Origin of the sequence: Agarivorans sp. Alg241-V36 (assembly GCF_900537085.1) — a bacterium.
Lineage (GTDB): Bacteria > Pseudomonadota > Gammaproteobacteria > Enterobacterales > Celerinatantimonadaceae > Agarivorans.
In genome coordinates this window covers 65,520-85,149 of sequence record NZ_UNRE01000011.1, presented here as the reverse complement: position 1 = coordinate 85,149, position 19,630 = coordinate 65,520, and the positions used below count along the sequence as shown (strand labels likewise).

16 protein-coding genes and 6 tRNA genes are annotated in these 19,630 nt (G+C 43.2%); 5 read left to right on the top strand and 17 right to left on the bottom strand.

The window, feature by feature from the left end; all coding sequences use genetic code 11:
* Positions 1 to 126 precede the first annotated feature (126 nt).
* A complete protein-coding gene (sppA, locus tag G6R11_RS20565; protein ID WP_255494636.1) occupies positions 127 to 1,953 on the top strand; it encodes a signal peptide peptidase SppA in 1,827 nt (608 codons plus the stop codon).
* A gap of 83 nt (positions 1,954 to 2,036) precedes the next feature.
* Positions 2,037 to 3,047 (top strand): asparaginase, encoded by a 1,011-nt coding sequence (ansA, locus tag G6R11_RS20560; RefSeq protein WP_163134988.1) that lies wholly within the window; start codon positions 2,037 to 2,039, stop codon positions 3,045 to 3,047.
* Here ansA and G6R11_RS20555 read toward each other — a convergent pair.
* Entirely contained in the window at positions 3,044 to 3,325 is a 282-nt protein-coding gene (locus tag G6R11_RS20555) for a YeaC family protein (protein WP_163134986.1), read from the bottom strand. The two genes, ansA and G6R11_RS20555, sit on opposite strands and share 4 nt — an antisense overlap.
* Positions 3,326 to 3,493: 168 nt before the next feature.
* On the opposite strand from G6R11_RS20555, the gene G6R11_RS20550 reads away from it, so the two are divergent.
* A complete protein-coding gene (locus G6R11_RS20550; RefSeq protein ID WP_163134984.1) occupies positions 3,494 to 4,321 on the top strand; it encodes a DUF2989 domain-containing protein in 828 nt (275 codons plus the stop codon).
* 7 nt (positions 4,322 to 4,328) lie between these two features.
* Here G6R11_RS20550 and msrB read toward each other — a convergent pair whose 3' ends face one another.
* From msrB to G6R11_RS20525, 5 genes are all read right to left on the bottom strand, one after another.
* Entirely contained in the window at positions 4,329 to 4,721 is a 393-nt protein-coding gene (msrB, locus tag G6R11_RS20545) for a peptide-methionine (R)-S-oxide reductase MsrB (RefSeq protein WP_163134982.1), read from the bottom strand.
* Positions 4,718 to 6,817: a glycogen debranching protein GlgX gene (gene glgX / locus G6R11_RS20540; RefSeq protein ID WP_163134980.1), complete on the bottom strand. Its 2,100-nt coding sequence runs from the start codon at positions 6,815 to 6,817 to the stop codon at positions 4,718 to 4,720. Before glgX ends, msrB begins: the two co-directional genes overlap by 4 nt.
* Before the next feature lie 49 nt (positions 6,818 to 6,866).
* Positions 6,867 to 9,077 carry a 1,4-alpha-glucan branching protein GlgB gene (glgB, locus tag G6R11_RS20535; RefSeq protein ID WP_163134979.1) on the bottom strand — a complete coding sequence of 737 codons (2,211 nt, stop codon included), beginning with the start codon at positions 9,075 to 9,077 and terminating at the stop codon, positions 6,867 to 6,869.
* Between the two features lie 169 nt (positions 9,078 to 9,246).
* A complete protein-coding gene (gene malQ / locus G6R11_RS20530; RefSeq protein WP_163134977.1) occupies positions 9,247 to 11,445 on the bottom strand; it encodes a 4-alpha-glucanotransferase in 2,199 nt (732 codons plus the stop codon).
* Positions 11,446 to 11,525: 80 nt separating this feature from the next.
* On the bottom strand, positions 11,526 to 11,750 hold the full coding sequence (locus G6R11_RS20525; RefSeq protein WP_163134975.1) for a hypothetical protein: 225 nt from the start codon (positions 11,748 to 11,750) through the stop codon (positions 11,526 to 11,528).
* An 11-nt stretch (positions 11,751 to 11,761) separates the two neighbouring features.
* On the opposite strand from G6R11_RS20525, the gene gap reads away from it, so the two are divergent.
* A complete protein-coding gene (gene gap / locus G6R11_RS20520) occupies positions 11,762 to 12,757 on the top strand; it encodes a type I glyceraldehyde-3-phosphate dehydrogenase (protein WP_016403289.1) in 996 nt (331 codons plus the stop codon).
* Positions 12,758 to 12,822: 65 nt separating this feature from the next.
* Entirely contained in the window at positions 12,823 to 13,671 is an 849-nt protein-coding gene (locus tag G6R11_RS20515; RefSeq protein ID WP_163134973.1) for a D-hexose-6-phosphate mutarotase, read from the top strand.
* 54 nt (positions 13,672 to 13,725) lie between these two features.
* Here the strand turns inward: G6R11_RS20515 and G6R11_RS20510 are convergent, their stop codons facing one another.
* From G6R11_RS20510 to tolB, 11 genes are all read right to left on the bottom strand, one after another.
* Positions 13,726 to 14,775, bottom strand: coding sequence for a GMP reductase (locus G6R11_RS20510; protein WP_163134971.1), 1,050 nt, complete (start codon positions 14,773 to 14,775; stop codon positions 13,726 to 13,728).
* Between the two features lie 148 nt (positions 14,776 to 14,923).
* Positions 14,924 to 15,982 carry a quinolinate synthase NadA gene (gene nadA / locus G6R11_RS20505; protein WP_163134969.1) on the bottom strand — a complete coding sequence of 353 codons (1,059 nt, stop codon included), beginning with the start codon at positions 15,980 to 15,982 and terminating at the stop codon, positions 14,924 to 14,926.
* Between the two features lie 109 nt (positions 15,983 to 16,091).
* Positions 16,092 to 16,167: transfer RNA gene (locus G6R11_RS20500), tRNA-Lys, on the bottom strand.
* Positions 16,168 to 16,193: 26 nt separating this feature from the next.
* Positions 16,194 to 16,269, bottom strand: a tRNA-Lys gene (locus G6R11_RS20495).
* A 33-nt stretch (positions 16,270 to 16,302) separates the two neighbouring features.
* Positions 16,303 to 16,378: transfer RNA gene (locus G6R11_RS20490), tRNA-Lys, on the bottom strand.
* Between the two features lie 17 nt (positions 16,379 to 16,395).
* Positions 16,396 to 16,471, bottom strand: a tRNA-Lys gene (locus G6R11_RS20485).
* Positions 16,472 to 16,490: 19 nt separating this feature from the next.
* Positions 16,491 to 16,566: transfer RNA gene (locus tag G6R11_RS20480), tRNA-Lys, on the bottom strand.
* A 29-nt stretch (positions 16,567 to 16,595) separates the two neighbouring features.
* Positions 16,596 to 16,671 (bottom strand) — tRNA-Lys (locus tag G6R11_RS20475).
* Positions 16,672 to 16,867: 196 nt separating this feature from the next.
* Positions 16,868 to 17,647 (bottom strand): tol-pal system protein YbgF, encoded by a 780-nt coding sequence (ybgF, locus tag G6R11_RS20470; protein ID WP_163134967.1) that lies wholly within the window; start codon positions 17,645 to 17,647, stop codon positions 16,868 to 16,870.
* Between the two features lie 25 nt (positions 17,648 to 17,672).
* Positions 17,673 to 18,236, bottom strand: coding sequence for a peptidoglycan-associated lipoprotein Pal (gene pal, locus G6R11_RS20465; protein WP_163134966.1), 564 nt, complete (start codon positions 18,234 to 18,236; stop codon positions 17,673 to 17,675).
* Between the two features lie 30 nt (positions 18,237 to 18,266).
* Positions 18,267 to 19,619, bottom strand: a complete 1,353-nt coding sequence (gene tolB / locus G6R11_RS20460) for a Tol-Pal system beta propeller repeat protein TolB (protein ID WP_163134965.1) — start codon at positions 19,617 to 19,619, stop codon at positions 18,267 to 18,269.
* Positions 19,620 to 19,630: the final 11 nt, after the last annotated feature.

Genomic DNA, 19,630 nt, shown 5'->3' with positions numbered 1-19,630 from the left:
TGAAACTGTTAATAGAGTATACAAACCAAACCTTTGTTTCAAACATTTGTTTAAATATTTGCAGGTGCCTGTTTTATATGACTATGGTAACGTTTAGTTATTGTTGACATTATTAAGTGACCCACAGTGTTTAAATTAATTAAGAACATATTTCGCTTTTTCTGGCGTACGTTAAATTTCATACGCTCTCTATTAGTTAATTTGTTTCTATTGTTTATGGTTGTGATGGTCATCATTGCGTTAAGCAGTGTGAGTCAAGAACCTGAGGCACCACCAAGTGCTGCAGCGCTTAGACTGGTACTTGATGGCCAAATTGTTGAGCAGCGCCAGCGGGTAAACCCAATGGCAGAATTAAGTAACGAACTGCTCGGAAACACCACGGAAAAAGAAATAGACTTGCACAATGTAGTTAAGGCCATTGATGAAGCAAGAATAGATAGCAACATTACCGGTCTAGTATTAGAGCTTGGCGCAATGCCAAATACTAGCCAAACCAAGCTAGCTATTATTGGTAAAGCCTTAGAAAGGTTTAAAGACAGCGATAAACCGGTTATTGCTTATTCCGATTACTATGATCAACACCAATACTACTTAGCGAGTTATGCCGACCAGCTACTACTAAACCCTAAAGGGGCAGTACTCATGCGTGGTATGAATTCGCGCCGCTTGTTCTTTAAGGATGCCATCGACAAGCTTGATATTACTACTCATGTATTCCGCGTAGGTACTCATAAGTCTTTTGTAGAACCTTATCTACGTAACGATATGTCAGAAGAGGCCAAACAAGATTTAGCTCGCTGGATGGACCAACTGTGGTCTGCTTATCTAGATACAGTGGCGAATAACCGTCAATTAGTGGCTCAACACTTAATGCCAGAGCCTAGTGCTTTGTTGGAGCGATTAAAATCCGTTGATGGTGATGGCGCACGTTACGCAGAGAAATTTGGCTTGGTTGATCAGCTAGCGACTCGCGCTGAAGCGAAGCAAATACTAATTGATACTTTTGGTGAGAATAATGACGGAGATAGTTACCAAGCGCGACACTATGCCGAATACCTTCACAGCTTGCCTGAAGAAGCGACAAGTGAAAACAAAATTGCATTGATTGTGGCACAAGGCGCCATTGTAGGCGGCAGAGGACAAGAAAAAGTAATTGCTGCCGACACTGTGTTGGCTCAACTCAATCAAGCATTAGACGATGAGCAAATAAAAGCACTAGTTATGCGTGTAGATAGCCCTGGCGGTAGCGCATTTGCTTCTGAGCTTATCCGTGACAAATTACAGCAACTTCAAGAAAAAGGTATTCCTGTAGTTGTGTCTATGGGCAGCGTTGCCGCTAGTGGCGGTTACTGGATATCCTCAACGGCTGATCAGATTTTTGCTAGCCCTACAACGATTACCGGTTCAATTGGTATTTTTGGCATGTTTGCCACCCTAGAAAATGCCTTAGCAAAGCTGGGAATCAACAGCGACGGCTATGCGACTAGCCCTCTTGCCGAAATCAGCCCATTTCAAGCTTTGCCAGAGGAACTTGCAGAAATCATTCAACTGAATGTAGAGCACGGCTACCACGACTTCTTATCTTTGGTTTCCACAGGCCGAGGCATAGAAATGGCGGATATGGAAAACATCGCGGAAGGTCGAATCTGGACTGGACAAGATGCCTTAAACAATGGCTTGGTTGACCAACTGGGTGATTTGAATGATGCCATTGAATATGCCGCTGAACTAAACCAGCTTGAGAGCTACCAGGTTACAACCTTAAGCCCACCACTTAATCCAAGGGAGCGCCTAATCGCTCAGTTTTTTGATAGCCAGCTAAATGCAGCGCTTGCGAAGAATATCCCAAATTGGCAGCTAATCAGCCAGTTCGCGGAACAAGCACCAGAAATCGAAAAGTTTAGCGACCCACTCGGCCAATACAGTTTTTGTGCGGTGTGCGAACAATACTAAGCAAAGCCAAATAAAGATAAACGGCTAATTACTTTAGGGAAACATCAGACTATAATTTCAAAAACTCTTTGAATTATAGTCTGATGAATCGAAAATCAATATATATCGCCTATACTGGCGGCACCATAGGTATGCAACGTAGCGAAAGAGGCTACGTTCCCGTTGCCGGTTTCATGAGCGATTGTCTCGAAGCAATGCCTGAGTTCAAGCGCGATGAAATGCCTGAATTCACGGTACATGAGTTTTCTCCTCTTATAGACTCCGCCGATATGAATCCACAGCATTGGCAACTGATTGCTGAGGACATTCAAGCTAACTACGAAAAATACGATGGCTTTGTAGTACTGCACGGCACCGACACTATGGCTTACACTGCGTCAGCTCTGTCCTTCATGCTAGAAAACTTAAGTAAACCAGTGATTGTTACAGGTTCGCAAATTCCACTTAGTGAGTTGCGGTCAGATGGACAAACTAACCTACTTAATGCTTTATACCTTGCCGCCTACTACCCGGTTCATGAAGTATGCTTATTCTTTAACAACAAGCTGTTGCGTGGTAACCGCAGCACCAAAGCCCATGCAGATGGCTTCGATGCTTTTATGTCACCTAACTTCCCGCCTTTACTAAAGGCAGGGATCGATATTGAAGTTGTCACCGGGCAAGTTAGACCAACCGGTATTAGTGCACTGCAAATCAGTCCGATTGTGCCTCAACCTATAGGAGTGGTTAGCCTCTACCCAGGTATTTCAGCTGAAGTCATTGGAAATTTGCTACTCCAACCGGTTAAAGCGCTAATACTATTAAGTTACGGCGTGGGCAATGCTCCTCAACACCAATCAATGTTAGAGCAGTTACAAAACGCTAGTGATAGAGGCATTATCGTTATTAACCTAAGCCAATGCTTGACCGGTAAAGTGAACATGGGCGGCTATGCAACAGGCAATGCATTAGCAAAAGCTGGTGTGGTAAGTGGTGGCGATATGACAACCGAAGCGGCACTGGCTAAATTGCATTACTTACTAAGTAAAAATCTACCTAGCCAGAGAATTCGGGACTTGCTGAGTCAAGATATTAGGGGCGAGATTACTATCTAACTATCGTTTTGCGGAACACTAATAATAGTTTGATCTTCTTTGTACTGACGTTTTAACTCTTGTTTGGATTTCATCACTAACTCACCATCGGTTCCCACGGTAAAATGTTGGGGCTGATGGTTGTGTTTAGATTGATACAAAATAACCATTTGCTGGGTATGATCTCGCTGTTCATCACTGAGTTGCTTTCCATCCGGCCAGCGACCCGTTTCAACAGCAGTTAGCATGTTTTGGTATATCTCTGGGCTAATTGCCGCCAACAATTTATCTACATCCATTTATCACTCCTATAATGTTATGGAAACACTAACAAACCGACGCTGCACTGCCAAGCTATATTCTGAGCACTTAGATTGTTAGGACAAATTAGGAGAAGCTATATGGAAAATAATTGTGGTAGTCTAGGCCGTTTAAAGCATTGTTTAAATTGAATTCAGGGAAATGATTTGTCTTTAGTAAAGCCATTCGGCTATAGCTTGTTTTTAGTATTACCTTTAGTACTAAGTGGTTGCGATACAGGATTTGATTTATTCGGCTTTGGTAGTCGCTCGGTTAAAAGCATTTGTAAAAGTAACCCAGAATTATGTGAAGATTTAAATCGCGATGGCTGGTGTAAAAAAGAGCGAAATGGCGTGATCATTAGTCGTTTTAACGAAATGAATGAAGCGAATGAAATCAATCAATACCAACTGATTAAAAACTATCGTGACTACAATTTTTGTATAGAACTAGCTGCCAGTATTGAACCAAAATACGACAAATCTCGTAAAACCCAACGAGTCATTGGTTTATTAACGTCACTTGAAGAACTTGAGCGCTTAGAAGCGGAAACGAAAGAATCAAGCTACCCTTTCTTGTCTATGTATCATTGGACACAATTCCGAGACGAAGGTGCTAAAGAACGCTTTCTTGCTCTTGAGGGTTCAGGCCAGCTCCAACACCCTGACTTACAATGGACTTTGGCCATATACTACAGTGGCAAAGATGCAAAGAAGACCATCAACATACTGCAAAATACCTTTAAGCTATATGCAGAAGAAGAAACCATACCCGCTAAATATGCCGAGGCAATTACCTCTCAATACATGACGCTCAAAGATTACCGTCACGCTTATTTGTGGGCTCAGGTAGCAGCCTTGTTTAAAGACCATAGTAAGCAAGACTATTCAGGATTGATTCACAAATTGAAGTTATCAGAACAGCAGCAAAAGGTATTGAAAGAAGAAGCCGGTATTATCTTTAAGCAAATCGATAAAAGACAATACCGCTTATAGAGAGAATTTATTCTGCTGTAAAATCCAGCGCTACTGAATTAATACAGTAGCGTTCGCCAGTTTCTGTAGGGCCATCATTAAACACATGGCCTAAATGGGCATCACATTGGCTACAGCGCACCTCAATGCGCTCCATATTATGGCTTTGATCTCTCACAAAAGTAACCACCCTGCTCTCTGCTATTTTATCAAAGCTCGGCCAGCCACAACCTGAATCAAATTTTGATTCAGAACTAAACAGAGCCTGATTACAGCAAACGCAATGATATACACCTTGTTGCTTATTGTGTAACAAAGTCCCAGAAAATGGCCGTTCAGTTGCCCCTTTTCGGGTCACTTGAAAGGCCATTTCACCGAGTAAGGCATGCCACTCTTGTTCGTCTTTTACAATTTTACTCACGATTTTACTTGTTCCAACAACAACATTGATTTTGCTTTAATTTTGACACTACTTACGCCACGAAGTTTCTTTTCAAATATGGCTTGCTCATGTGCGGTATCCATCTGTTGACACCAAATCGCTCTACCTTCAACCGCTGGTACAACAAAGTCAATATCGTGGGAGCTGGCATTAATAATCCACAACCAGCGCTCTTTTGACTCCCTAAGGTTGCGTACTTCAACAGCTACAGCCCAGCCGTGTGATTGGTGCCAATCTTCCTGGTGCATGTTTTCGCCATCATGACGATACCAGCGAACCCCATGTAATTGTGAATGACATTTCTCATAGCTGTCATTCTCTAACTGCAAATAGTGGAAAACACGCGAGCGTTTACGTAGTCCCATCAACTGCTGACAAAAATTTAGAAACTGCTGTTGATCGCGGTCTAGCTCCCAATCAAACCAGCTTAATTCATTGTTCTGACAATACGCATTGTTGTTGCCCAACTGAGTTCGACTTAACTCATCACCACCTAAAAAGTGCGGTACTCCTTGAGAAAGCATCAATGTTGCGAGCAGATTTCGTTTTTGTTTACGGCGTAGCGCTAGTATCTTTTTGTCTTTTGTCCGACCTTCTTCACCGTAGTTAGCAGAAATATTATGACCATGGCCATCACGGTTTTCTTCGCCATTGGCATGGTTATGACGCTGCTCATAACTAACTAAGTCTTCTAAAGTGAAGCCATCGTGGTAACAAATATAGTTAACACTGGTATGAATACTGCGGCGACTGGATAAAAATAGGTCTCGTGACCCCATAATTCGGGTAGCCATTTCACCTAGCAAGCCATGCTCTCCTTTCCAGAAGCCGCGGCTGGTGTCTCTAAACCGGTCATTACATTCCATCCAACGTTCCGGAAAGTGACCCAGTTGGTAACCGTTAGGTCCAATGTCCCATGGTTCTGCAATCATCTTGGCGCGTGACAAAATAGGGTCTTGAGCTACTGCTTTGAAAAATGCCGCCTGGCTCGTGTAATGATTATTCTCTCTACCTAGGCTTACGGCTAGATCAAACCTAAAGCCATCTACTTGCATTTCGTCAACCCAATAGCGCAGGCTATCGAGCACTAATCTCAGGCTAACCGGATGGTCTAAACTAACACTGTTACCGCAGCCAGTATTGTTGGCGTATTGGCTATAATCTGGGCTGTCACCAATTTGTTCAAACAGATAGTAATGTTTATTGTCTAGCCCCCTATAACACAGGGTTGGTCCATCATCGCCCGACTCTGCAGTATGGTTAAACACAACATCTAAGATCACTTCAATCCCATTGCGATGTAGTTCTCGCACCATGGTTTTGAATTCTTTTAAGGCGTTAGATTTTGCGTAGCGAGGTTCAGGCGCCATAAATAATATTGAGTTATATCCCCAATAATTACTTAAACCCAGGCCTTTTAAACGAGGCTCAGACATAAACGCTGCCGTAGGCAAGAGTTGTACAGAGGTAATGCCTAAAGCTTTTAAGTGCTTAATGCTGGCAGAATCTGATATACCTAAATAGCTACCGCGGTGTTGCTCGGCTACTTGCGTATTGAGTTTACTAAACCCTCGAACGTGAGTTTCGTAAAGCACCATATCTTGGCGTTCAACATTTGGTTTAGCCACACCCTGCCAATCAAAATAGTCATCACACACAATACACTTTGGTATTAAGTCTGCGTTATCTTCTTGGTAGGCTTTGCTATCCCATATTAATGGGCGAGAAATAGCCTTTGCGTAGGGATCTAAAATGAGTTTTCTTGGGTCAAACCAACTACCATGTTCCGGTTGATAAGCACCAAAAACACGATAGCCATAATATTGATTGACCTTAATACCCTTTACGTAGCCAAAACGAATACCGCCTTGCTTACCAGGTAACACTAACCGCGCGACCTCATTTTCATGCTCGTCGAATAAGCACAATTCAATATGCTTAGCATCACCAGCATGAATGGCAAAATTACATCCGTTTTCGTCGAGAGTAGCGCCGAGAGGATAGTCCCTTCCAGGGGAAACCTGAAACTGGCTCAGGCTAAAAGGCAAAGGCTTTAATTGACTTCTTGTAGACATGCAAACCTTATTAACCCCTCGCTCCAGCGAGGGGTTATAAACAATGTATTTAATCTACTTTGATTAAATACAATGTTGATAGCGGTGGCAAGTTTAAAATCACAGAATTTTCGCGCCCGTGGCTAGCAACAGCCTCAGATTGAAATTCAATACCAGCATCGTAGTTACCGCCCCAGTACATTTCTGAATCTGAGTTCAAAATGATACGGTAACGCCCCTGCTCTGGCACTGCTAAACGATAGTTATCGCGAGGAACTGGAGTGAAGTTGCTCACTACAATCACTTTTTGTTGGCTATTTAAGGCGTTACGTTGGAATACCAACACGCTTTTTTCCCAATCATCGTGATCAATCCACTCAAAACCTTGAGTATCATAATCACCTTCAAACATTGCTGGGTGTTCGCGGTAAACTTTGTTTAGTTGCTTAACTAACTCTTGCTGCCCTTTGTGTTTTGGATACTCCAGCACGTTCCACTCAAGGCTTGAGTCATGATTCCACTCACTTGCTTGAGCTATTTCATTCCCCATAAAGTTTAGCTTTTTACCTGGGTGCGCATACATAAACGCGGTATACGCTCGCAGGTTAGCAGCTTGCTGCCACTCGTCGCCTGGCATTTTGCCTAGTAACGAGCCTTTACCGTGCACTACTTCATCATGCGAGATCGGTAAAACAAAATTTTCGTCATAGTTATAAACCATGGCAAAGGTAATTTCGTTGTGGTGGTACTTTCTAAACGCTGGGTCTTTTTGCATGTAGTCTAATGAGTCATGCATCCATCCCATGTTCCACTTGAAACCAAAGCCTAAACCACCAGTAAATGTTGGGCGAGAAACACCGGCAAATGCCGTAGATTCTTCAGCAATAGTCATCGCATGTGGATATTGACGGTAGACCTCTTCGTTAAACCATTTAAGTAAACTAATGGCTTCGTAGTTATGATTTCCGCCATCAACGTTTGGTACCCACTCGCCTTCTTCTCGAGAGTAGTCCCAGTAAAGCATTGACGCTACTGCATCTACACGTAAGCCATCAACATGGAATTTGTCTAGCCAAATTAAGGCACTTGCTACTAGGAATTGACGTACATTATCGCGGCCAAAGTCATAGATGTATGAATTCCAATCGTTGTGCCACCCACGGCGCGGATCTTCATACTCATATAAATGAGTGCCGTCGAATTGTGCTAAACCGTGTGAGTCACTTGGGAAGTGGGCTGGAACCCAATCAACAATAACGCCTATGCCATTCTGGTGACATTGATCGACTAAGAACTTGAAATCATCAGGATTACCAAATCTGCTAGTAGGCGCGAACAAACCGATAGGCTGGTAGCCCCAAGAACCATCAAATGGGAACTCAGAAACTGGCAATACTTCTATATGGGTGTAGCCCATTTCTTTTACATATTGCACTAACTCAACCGCTAACTCACGGTAGCTTAGGTAGTTATTCCCAGTGTCTTCAATCTTGCGACGCCAAGAACCTAAGTGCACTTCATAAACGCTCATTGGTTGATGACGTTTATCGTTATTTTGTGAACGTATCCACTCTTCGTCGTTCCATTGGTATTGGTCATGATCCCAAACCACTGAGGCAAAAGATGGGTATTGTTCTGAACTAAAGCCTACTGGATCAGTTTTATGTGGTAAGGAATGACCGTGACGATCCTTTAACTCATACTTGTACTTTGTTCCCGAATCTAAGCCCGGCACAAATAGTACCCAATGACCATCCAAAGAACGCTGCATCGGCAGGCGTCGACCATCCCAATGGTTAAAATCACCAATTAAACTAACACTTGATGCACTAGGAGCATATACGCCAAAGCGCACACCCTTTATTTGTACACCATCCACTTCAATGGTTTTAACCTGTGCACCTAATACCTGATAAAGGTTTTGCGGCGCGTGAGTCATAGTGGCTAAGCCATCGTAGGCTACATCGGTAAACTGATAAGGGTCTATTACTGTTAGTTTGCTGTCGGCGTATTCAACTTCTAACTGGTAAGAGAAATGTTCTTCAGCATCAAACTCTAATTCGAAAAGACCTTGCGGAGATAACTGGCCCATTGTTCCCAAAACTTCGCCATTTAGCGACATCACAGTTATCGCTTTTGCATCAGGTTGCCAAGCCCTTAACACTAAGCCTTTACCTTTGGCTTTTGCGTTTAAACCTAGAGCATTAAAAGGCTCACCTAAACGCACGCTGGACAATTGTTGAACTAATTTAGAAACCTGAGAAGACAAAGATTGTTTCATTATTTACTTACCTTAACGTCCTGAGAATAAGGGGATTTGGTCATTAATGCTTAGGTTAGCGCAACTCTTCGAGCTTTTCTCAATTAATCAGTAGTAAAGTGAGATAGAAAACATTTTCATAGGTAAAAAAAAGCGCTCCGAAGAGCGCTTGTTTATAAATGCATCAATCTTACTTGCTAACTTTATTGCGAGCGTCTGTTAGTGAATGCATTAAGTGCTGTACGTCGTGGTTGTTAAATAAGTCACTTAAGTTCCAAGTTAACTTACGACGCCAGTTAGGATATTCACTTGAAGTACCCGGAACGTTAACTGGCTTGTCCATTTCCATCCAGTCTTCTAACTGAACAGATAACAAGTTACAGCTACCTTTTGCCATGTGTACTTGAATACCGTAGTTAAGGCCTTTGTCCATTCCTACCCAGTTTACATCGCGTGAGATGTAGTCTGGGATGCTTTGGTGACCGTGCAAGGTATCTAGCAGCTTTTGCTTGTTCTCATGACGATCTTGGTAAAGACTTTGTAGTACTTCTTCGTCTGGGTAAATGCCTAATTCACGACCAAGCGCTAAATCATCACAATGCCAGAAACCGCGTAAGGTTGGCATATCGTGGGTAGTTACCGCAGACATTGCTTGCTCTGGGTAATGCGCTGGTGAAATAAAGCCACCGTCTTCCGCTTGTTCGAAGAAGAAGATACGGTAAGAGTGAACACCGTTTTCTTGAAGAACTTCAAAGATGCCGTCTGGAACAGTACCTAAGTCTTCACCAATGATTAAACACTGGTTACGGTGACTTTCAAGCGCCAAAATACCTAGCAAGTCTTGAATTGGGTAGTAAAGGTAAGCACCTTTATCCGCTGAATCTTCAACCGGCACTAACCACAAGCGCAATAAAGCCATTGCGTGGTCGATACGTAAAGAACCACATGAGCGCATGTTAGAACGGAACAAATCAACCATTGGTTGGTATTGTTGCTCTTCTAATACAGCAGGGTCCATTGGAGGCAAGCCCCACTTTTGACCAAGTGGGCCAAGAATATCTGGCGGAGCACCAACACTTGCATCAAGAGAGTACAAATCACCGTTTGCCCAAATCTCAACACTGCCTTCGCTCACGCCTACTGCCAAATCGCGGTAAAGGCCCATTGCCATGCCCGATTCTTTTGCAACAGCGTCTACTGCAGCTAACTGCTCGTCGGCAATCCACTGTAGCCATAAGTAGAAATCTACCGCTTCTTGATTCGCTTTTACCCACTCAGCAACTGCTGGTAGGTGGTACTCTTTGTACTCGTCAGGCCATGCTGGCCAGCCCCAAGCATTACCAATGCTATCGTACAAATGAGCTTGTAGCGCATCGTAGGTGGCCTGTGCTTGTAAGCTTTCACCGCCTTCTTTAACGAAGGTACGGAAAGCGTTAGCACGTTTAGTACGACCTTTCTGAATAGTTTGGAACTGCTTGAATACAAGTTTAAGTGCTTCAAGCTTAGCTTCAGTTACACCGGTGTAGTCTACCCACTCGCTGCTGCGTAACTGTTCCAAACGGTTTTGGAAAGCACCACTAGCCACTAAGGCTGCTGCGTCTGAGTTAGCAAACTCGGTGATGGCTGCAACATCAATGTAAACGATGTTCAACCAACGACGTGAAGAAGGGCTGTATGGGCTAGCGGCTTCTGGGTTGGCTGGATATAAAGAATGAATCGGGTTTAGACCTACAAAATCACCACCGCGATCGGCAATGTTTTTAACTAGTACCTGTAGATCAGAGAAGTCGCCGATACCCCAGTTTGTTTCTGTGCGTAGGCAGTACAACTGTACACTTGGGCCCCATACTTTCTTGCCGTTCGCAATCTGCGGCTGAATGTAAGCAGCTTTAGGAGCAACGATGTAACGCGTTTCTGCTAATACTTTACGACCGCCTTTTAGAGAGATGCTCAAGCTATGGTAACCAATAGGTAACTCTATGCTTAAGTTAACAATGTAAGCTTGATACTCAACATCATTAATAGCGTGGGCTTCGATTAACTCACCATCTACTGGAGTAATCTGCCCTTTAAATTCTTCACCCTGCTCTGTTTTTAACTTCCAAGTAAATGCTTTATTAGCTAACTCGATAGGAACACGGATCTCTAAAGGATATTCAGAAGCTACACGTACAACTTTCACTACTGGCATCACTTTTTGCCAGTAATTTAGTACGTCTTCTTCATAGCGTTGTGCTAATTGCTCTGCATCGTCTACAGGGTAACCTAACGCTCTTAACAGTTTCGATTTGCTTTCAGGTACGACTTGCGCCGGATTTCCCCAAGCATCTACGTAGCTGGTTTCAATGCCGCGAAGCTTTACCAACTGTTCAATGATTTGATCTGACATAACATTTCCCGAGTTATTGCTTTTATCTAACTAATTATTGTTTTTTTAGCGCGTGTATTGTACTCATCCTAACGCTTGATTTATCGATCTAGCACAAATTTCGCTAAATTAATTTTATCTGAGATTGAGTGATATTGATTGTTTTTTTTTACTTCTAAGCTAATACTTCTTCCTGCAAATGTTAGCTTGCTCATTTTTAAACCATTAATTGATATCGCGCAAATTAATTGGCGATTGAACTTGACCATTTTTAAAAATGTTGTAAGTTTACAACCAATTTCTACATCTGTTAACACTTGGAACATTAGGTATCACTATGACAATTAAAGTTGGTATTAACGGTTTTGGCCGTATTGGACGTTTCGTATTCCGTGCTTCTGTTGAGCGCAGCGACATTGAAGTAGTAGGCATCAACGACTTAATCGACGTTGAATACATGGCTTACATGCTTAAGTATGACTCAACTCACGGTCGCTTCAACGGCAGCGTAGAAGTAGTTGACGGTAACTTGGTAGTAAACGGTAACGTTGTACGCGTTACTGCTGAGCGTAACCCAGAAGACCTTAAGTGGGACGCAATTAGTGTTGATGTAGTTGCTGAAGCAACTGGTATCTTCCTAACTGACGAGACTGCTCGTAAGCACATCACTGCTGGCGCTAAGAAAGTAGTTCTAACTGGTCCTTCTAAAGACGCTACTCCTATGTTCGTAATGGGCGTAAACCAAGAGTCTTACGCTGGTCAAGATATCGTTTCTAACGCTTCTTGTACTACTAACTGTTTAGCGCCTATCGCTAAAGTACTAAACGACAAGTGGGGCATTGAATCTGGTCTTATGACTACTGTTCACGCTACTACTGCTACTCAAAAAACTGTTGACGGTCCTTCTGCTAAAGACTGGCGCGGTGGTCGTGGTGCTTCTCAAAACATCATCCCTTCTTCAACTGGTGCTGCTAAAGCTGTAGGTGTTGTACTTCCTGAGCTAAACGGCAAACTAACTGGTATGGCTTTCCGCGTACCTACTGCTAACGTTTCTGTAGTTGACCTAACAGTTAACCTTAAAGAAGCTGCTAGCTACGAAGAAATCTGTGCTGCTATGAAAGCTGCTTCTGCAGGCGAAATGGCTGGCGTTCTTGGTTACACTGAAGACCAAGTTGTTTCTCAAGACTTCATCGGCGAAACTCAAACTTCTGTATTTGATGCAAAAGCTGGTGTAGCACTAACTGACAAATTCGTTAAAGTTGTATCTTGGTACGACAACGAAATCGGTTACTCAAACAAAGTTCTAGACCTAATCGCTCACATCTCTAAATAAGAAATGTAGCTACTAGCTAGAATAATAAAGCGACCTTAGGGTCGCTTTTTTTATAGGTAAAAATCATGATCTTAGAAAAGCTGAAGCTAAAAGTAGTTAAGCAAATAAATAACGCGGTGTTTGAAGTTAGCAATGCCGAAGGCATGGTATTTTATTGGATTGATCATCCCAAAGCGAAAGCACTCATCGCCAAGCAAGGTGCGCACCTTGTCTCCTACCGCCCTAACCCAGGTAAAGAAACACTTTGGTTAAGTGATGATAGTCAGTTTACACGAGGAAAAGCCATTAGAGGTGGAGTCCCTATCTGTTGGCCGCGCTTTGGCAACCTAGGCGATGAAAGCCTTCCTAAGCACGGTTTTGCCAGAACTAGCCTTTGGTCTTTAGATGAAACCATTACCCGCGAGGATAGCTGCTCCGTTCGTCTAAGCCTAAACCATAGCTCTGTTCCAGGCATTGCATTAACTTGCTCGTTTACCTTCAGCAATCAGCTCCATATCGAATTGGAAACCAAAAATAATAGCCAACATGAGTTTGAATTTACTGGCGCCTTGCACAGTTATTTCATTACAGATGTAAAAAAACTACACATCGGATCACTTGGCACCCAATACTTTGATGCATTGAGCCAAAAAGTCTATGTTGAATCTGAGGGCTTTAAGCTTAGCAAAGAGACTGATCGTATCTACCTACAGTCAGCAGCTAACAACGTAATCTCTAATGGTGAGCATTCCTTAAACATTCATCACAGCGGTAATGACAGCGTGGTTGTTTGGAACCCTGGAGAGGAATTAGCCAACAAAATGGATGATGTTAGCGACTATAGCCAGTTTATTTGTGTAGAAACGGCCATTACTCAATCGCCCGTCTGTTTGGCCCCAAAGCAATCTCATTGCCTACAACAAATTATTTCTTAACAAAAAAGCCCTAGGCATTACACCTAGGGCTTTTAATTTTATCGCTTATAAGCACTACACTTTGGTAATGCCAAACACTTGGTTTTCTTGCTCTTGCACACGGATAAAGGTAGTGCGTTTAGTCAGCTCTTTAAGCTCAGACGCACCCACATAAGTACATGCTGAGCGAACGCCGCCAAGAATATCTTGCACGGTAAGTTGTACGCTGCCTTTATACGGCAGTAATACTGTTTTACCTTCCGACGCACGGTATTCCGCAACACCGCCAGTGTGTTTGTCCATAGCGGTTTGAGAGCTCATTCCGTAGAATTTCATGAACTTGCTTCCATTTTCTTCTACAACTTCACCGCCATTTTCTTCGTGAGCAGCTAACATGCCGCCCAGCATAACGAAATCAGCACCACCACCAAACGCTTTTGCAACGTCGCCTGCTTGAGTACAGCCACCGTCTCCAACAATTTGACCACCAAGGCCATGTGCGGCATCGGCACACTCAATAATCGCAGAAAGTTGTGGGTAACCAACGCCAGTTTTTACACGTGTTGTACATACGCTGCCTGGGCCAATACCAACTTTAACGATGTCTGCGCCACTCAGAATTAACTCTTCAACCATTTCACCCGTTACAACGTTACCCGCTACGATAACTTTATCAGTAAACTGTTCACGCATTTTACGTACGTAACCGACAAAGTGCTCTGAATAACCATTAGCAACGTCAACACATATAAATTGCAAGTTACTATTTAATGCCAAAATTTGTTTGGTTTTCTCGAAATCCGCATCCGATGTGCCGCAACTCACCATCAAGTATTTGATTTTATCAGCAGACATGCTGGCTAAAAACTGTGCCCATTGCTCAATAGTGTAATGCTTATGAACCGCAGTCATCATTCGATGCTCGGCTAAGGCTTTGGCTAATCCAAAAGTACCTACAGTATCCATGTTGGCCGCAATAACAGGTACACCTTCCCATTGACTGCCTGTATGTTTAAAGGTAAACTTCCGATCAAGTACAACCTGAGAACGGCTCTTTAAGGTCGAGCGCTTTGGTTTGATCAAAACGTCTTTAAAACCCAGCTTTATATCTGTTTCAACTCTCATCTACTTCTCTGCTAGTTATTAGGCACAAAACCCAAAAAGTATAGCAAACCATTATTGATAACAAAAACATTAATAGTGTTTTTCGTGTGGAAAACCTTTAGGTACAAAAAAGCCAGCAACAAGTGCTGGCTTTTTAAAGCGATAAAATCTAAGCGTTACCTTTCACCTTTATCTGGTTGCTTTTAGCAAAACCAAGCATACGATTTAAGGGTATTAATGCTTTATCTATTAGCGCTTCATCTACAAATACTTCTTTGCCGCTGGCATCGATTAAGGCCTCTTCAATCGCTTGCAAGCCATTCATCGCCATCCATGGGCAATGCGCACATGAGCGACAGGTGGCGCCATTACCGCCAGTAGGAGCTTCTATCATCTCTTTGTCTGGACAAGCTTGCTGCATTTTGTAGAAGATGCCCTTGTCGGTCGCAACAATTAGCTTTTTATGCTGTAGGCTTTGCGCAGATGCTATTAGTTGACTGGTTGAGCCTACGGCATCAGCCATCGCCACAACGCTTTCCGGAGACTCAGGGTGAACCAATATAGCTGCATCAGGGTATTGCTGTTTAAGCTGCTGCAAAGCCTTAGCTTTAAACTCGTCGTGGACAATACAAGCGCCCTGCCATAACAGCATATCGGCACCCGTTTGCTTCGCCACATAACCACCCAGGTGCTTATCTGGAGCCCAGATTATTTTGTGGCCTTCAGAATCCAGATGTTCAACCACGTCTACCGCAATGCTTGAAGTTACCACCCAATCAGCTCTGGCTTTAACAGCAGCCGAGGTATTGGCGTAAACCACAACGGTGTGATCTGGGTGAGCATCGCAAAACTCAGAAAACTCTTTTTCAGGACACCCGAGGTCTAGCGAACAGGTTGCTTCCAGAGTAGGCATAATAACCTTTTTTTCTGGAGTTAAGATCTTAGCGGTTTCACCCATAAAGCGCACACCCGCTACTAGCAGTGTTTTAGCCGGATGGTTATTACCAAAGCGAGCCATTTCTAAAGAATCGGCTACACAGCCCCCTGTTTCCTCTGCAAGTGCCTGGATCTCAGGGTCAGTATAATAATGAGCAACCAACACCGCGTCCTGCTCTATTAGCAGCTGCTTTATACGCTCTTTATGCGCAGCACGTTGCTTGGCATTAAGTGGAGCAGGCTTAGGAGGAAATGGGTAAATTGATTCGTTAAAATATTCGAGCTGTTGCATAACTACATCTGAGATAAAAATAGTTCGAGTATTATACACTGCGATGTAGGCTAATGGCAGCTATTGGACTAAAGAATTAGATGAGATATTGGAGAAGTACAACAGGAAATGGTGGGTTGTGAAGGATTTGAACCTTCGACCAATTGATTAAAAGTCAACTGCTCTACCAACTGAGCTAACAACCCGTAGATAAGATTCGCAACAACAGCAGTGGTGGGTTGTGAAGGATTTGAACCTTCGACCAATTGATTAAAAGTCAACTGCTCTACCAACTGAGCTAACAACCCATTACTGTTAATGCATATTCTGAAACGAAGAAGTGGTGGGTTGTGAAGGATTTGAACCTTCGACCAATTGATTAAAAGTCAACTGCTCTACCAACTGAGCTAACAACCCATAACGTTTCAAAATAGTGGTGGGTCGTGAAGGATTTGAACCTTCGACCAATTGATTAAAAGTCAACTGCTCTACCAACTGAGCTAACGACCCACTAAAGTGGCAATAGAAGTGGTGGGTTGTGAAGGATTTGAACCTTCGACCAATTGATTAAAAGTCAACTGCTCTACCAACTGAGCTAACAACCCATAAATTCTATTACAGTGAAGTGTCAAAGTGGTGGGTTGTGAAGGATTTGAACCTTCGACCAATTGATTAAAAGTCAACTGCTCTACCAACTGAGCTAACAACCCGCTCTGAACTTCGGTTAAATCTGCTTCAATTTGCTTGCGCAATTGGCCTGACTCAACGGCGGCCTATGATACGGATTTAAGACTGTTGTGCAACAGTAATTTGAATCTTTTTTTCTAAGCGTTCAGCAAATAAGCAACCAGCTTCTTGTTTGTACAGAATTTTGAATTTACTGAACTTTATTTGCTAAAACTTAGACTACAACTTAGCTAAACGCGTTTGCGCCAAGCCCGCTGCTGCAGTGTTTGGATGCTCTTTAACTACGCGTGTAAATAAGGTTTTTGCTTCAGCATTGTTATTTTGAAACTGGGCAATGATACCTAGTTTTAACAATGACTCAGCAACCTTATTAGAATCGGGGTAGTCGTTAACAACTTTATTAAACTGCTCAGACGCTTGATCACGTTGCCCACGAGTATATTGTAGCTGGCCTAGCCAATAATGCGCGTTAGGGGCGTAGCTAGACTTTGGGTAATCTTTAATAAAGCTTTGAAATGCAGGAATCGCTGCATCATAGTCTTTATCTTGCATTACTAAGGCAACTGCTGCGTCGTAGGATTGGTCTTCACCAGCCGCTACAGGTGCTGCTTCAGTGCTGGCCTTAGCGGTAACTGGAGACGCTTGTAACTGAGCAAAACGACGATCTAACTCTTGATAGATTTCACGCTGGCGCTCAATCATTTGCTCAATCTGATAATTACTTTGTTCTAACTGCCCTACCATTGTCGACATGCTATCAGACATATCTTCAACTTGGTTTTGCAAATCTAATTGAACTTGATTACGGGCCTGCAACATACGCTCTAAGCGTTCGATACGTTGCTCCATAGTCAAATTACTCGATGACAAAGCAACCGAACTATTGGCAACTGCAGTGGTGCTAGTGCTTGTTCCCGCTTCTTCAACAGGAGCTGCCGCATTAATTTGGGCTGAAAATAAAACGGCTACAGAAGTAGCCGTAATCATATTAAGTTTCATAAATTACTCTACACGATTAAGCGTATTAATAAACTAACACAGCGCGACGATTCTTAGCCATAGCCGCATCAGTATGAGAGTTGTCTACTGGCTTTTCTTCGCCGTAGCTAACAATAGAGATTTGTGAAGCCAACACACCTAGGCTTTGTAGGTATTTTGATACCGCCTTGCCACGACGCTCGCCTAAGGCAATGTTGTACTCAGGCGTACCTTTTTCATCGGTGTGACCTTCAATGAGTACTGTTACAGATGGATTGTCACGCAAGTAGCTCGCGTGTGCTTCTAGGATTTCAGCAAACTCGTCACGGATATCTGAACGGTCAAATTCAAAATATACCACTTGGCTTTGACGAAGTTCAGCAGCTTTTTGGCGCTCTTCTTCTTCAGCGCTAAGCACTGGATCAACAGCCCCAACTTCAACACCTGAGTTTTCTTGATCGCTACCGGTATTGCTATCTTCGATCACTACACCACCGGCTTTATCTTGTTCGCTTACATCACTATCGCTAGTGTTGTTTGAACTACAAGCTGCTAGGCCTGCAAACGCTAGTCCCAAAAATACTGTTTTTACTACTCTTTCGAATTGCATTATGGATTCCTTATGATCGCATAGTTTTTTTTAGTTTAAGAAGGGTGACCAAGCTGGGGCCCTTACACTGCCCTCTTTAGCTGGCAAAGTTGCCTTAAATCTTCCGTCCATAGACACCAAAGCTAACACTTGGCGCCCACCTGCTACCGTACTGTACATAATCATACTGCCGTTAGGTGCAATGGTAGGAGACTCATCCAATTGAGTCCTAGTTAATACTTGCACGTAGCCAGTATCAAAATCTTGTCGGGCGATTCGGTATTGCCCGTTAACCCGGCTAACCATAACTAGGGCTGAGCCATCTGGAGTAACAGAGCCACCTAGGTTCATCTCGCCTTCCCATGTCACACGGTTAATCTTCTTAGTGTCGAGATTTACTTTATAAATTTGCGGTTTGCCGCCGCGCTCTGATGAAAATAGCAACTCGCTATTACCATCTGGTAACCAAGTAGGTTCGGTATCAATGCGGCGATTTTTAGTAATACGCTGTAATTTTTTGGTTTCTACATCGATTACGTAAATGTCAGGTTGGCCATCTTTAGACAATACTAAGGCAATACGTTTACCATCAGGTGACCACTCAGGTGCGCCGTTAATGCCGCTAAATGAAGTTAGCTTGGTACGCTGCGAAGTATATATATCTTGAATATAGATTTCCGCTGTGCGGTTTTCGAAGCTCACATAAGCAAGCTGACGACCATCTGGAGACCATGATGGAGACATTAGCGGCTCTTGAGAGCGCAACAAAGTTTTTTCGTTGTGACCATCATAGTCAGCAATTCGTAGTTGATAAGGATAGTTTGCTTCATTATTTACAACAACGTAGGCAATACGGGTTAAAAATGCGCCACGTTCACCAGTTAAGGCTTGGTAAACGCCATCTGATATTAGGTGAGCCATTTGACGAAGCTGCGCTTTAGCCACACTTTTAAAACGGTCTAACAACACATGGTCTTGACTAGTGACTAATTGACCATCTTTTAACTCTTGCTTGTTGCCCGCTGTTACTTGTCCACGTAAGACGTCGACTAAGGAATAGCTAACCTTATACTTTCCACCGTCTAAGGCTTCGACATTACCAACTAATACAGCCTCAACCCCTAAGGCTGCCCAAGCTTCATAATCTACTTGTTCGGCTGTTTGAGGTGTTTGCGGCATCTCGCTAACGGTCACCGGGTTAAATTTACCCGAACGACGTAAGTCATCAGCCACTACTTTTGCTAAATCTAGCGGAACGTTTCCATGTCCCTTCCAAACAAATGGCACAACACCAACAGGCCGTGCACTGTCTACGCCTTCCGTGATTACAATTTCTAGGTTAGCTTGAGCAACGTTCATAAATGCAAACATTAAGCCCACACTCACTAAAAACTTTCTAATCATCACCGCTATTC

What these genes read in the sequence shown, in the direction of transcription:
- tolB (WP_163134965.1), bottom strand. Translation starts at nt 19,619, where the DNA reads ATGATTAGAAAGTTTTTAGTGAGTGTGGGCTTAATGTTTGCATTTATG.
- G6R11_RS20555 (WP_163134986.1), bottom strand. Translation starts at nt 3,325, where the DNA reads ATGGATGTAGATAAATTGTTGGCGGCAATTAGCCCAGAGATATACCAA.
- ansA (WP_163134988.1), top strand. Translation starts at nt 2,037, where the DNA reads ATGAATCGAAAATCAATATATATCGCCTATACTGGCGGCACCATAGGT.
- malQ (WP_163134977.1), bottom strand. Translation starts at nt 11,445, where the DNA reads ATGTCAGATCAAATCATTGAACAGTTGGTAAAGCTTCGCGGCATTGAA.
- G6R11_RS20525 (WP_163134975.1), bottom strand. Translation starts at nt 11,750, where the DNA reads ATGTTCCAAGTGTTAACAGATGTAGAAATTGGTTGTAAACTTACAACA.
- glgX (WP_163134980.1), bottom strand. Translation starts at nt 6,817, where the DNA reads ATGTCTACAAGAAGTCAATTAAAGCCTTTGCCTTTTAGCCTGAGCCAG.
- ybgF (WP_163134967.1), bottom strand. Translation starts at nt 17,647, where the DNA reads ATGAAACTTAATATGATTACGGCTACTTCTGTAGCCGTTTTATTTTCA.
- G6R11_RS20510 (WP_163134971.1), bottom strand. Translation starts at nt 14,775, where the DNA reads ATGAGAGTTGAAACAGATATAAAGCTGGGTTTTAAAGACGTTTTGATC.
- glgB (WP_163134979.1), bottom strand. Translation starts at nt 9,077, where the DNA reads ATGAAACAATCTTTGTCTTCTCAGGTTTCTAAATTAGTTCAACAATTG.
- gap (WP_016403289.1), top strand. Translation starts at nt 11,762, where the DNA reads ATGACAATTAAAGTTGGTATTAACGGTTTTGGCCGTATTGGACGTTTC.
- G6R11_RS20515 (WP_163134973.1), top strand. Translation starts at nt 12,823, where the DNA reads ATGATCTTAGAAAAGCTGAAGCTAAAAGTAGTTAAGCAAATAAATAAC.
- pal (WP_163134966.1), bottom strand. Translation starts at nt 18,236, where the DNA reads ATGCAATTCGAAAGAGTAGTAAAAACAGTATTTTTGGGACTAGCGTTT.
- nadA (WP_163134969.1), bottom strand. Translation starts at nt 15,982, where the DNA reads ATGCAACAGCTCGAATATTTTAACGAATCAATTTACCCATTTCCTCCT.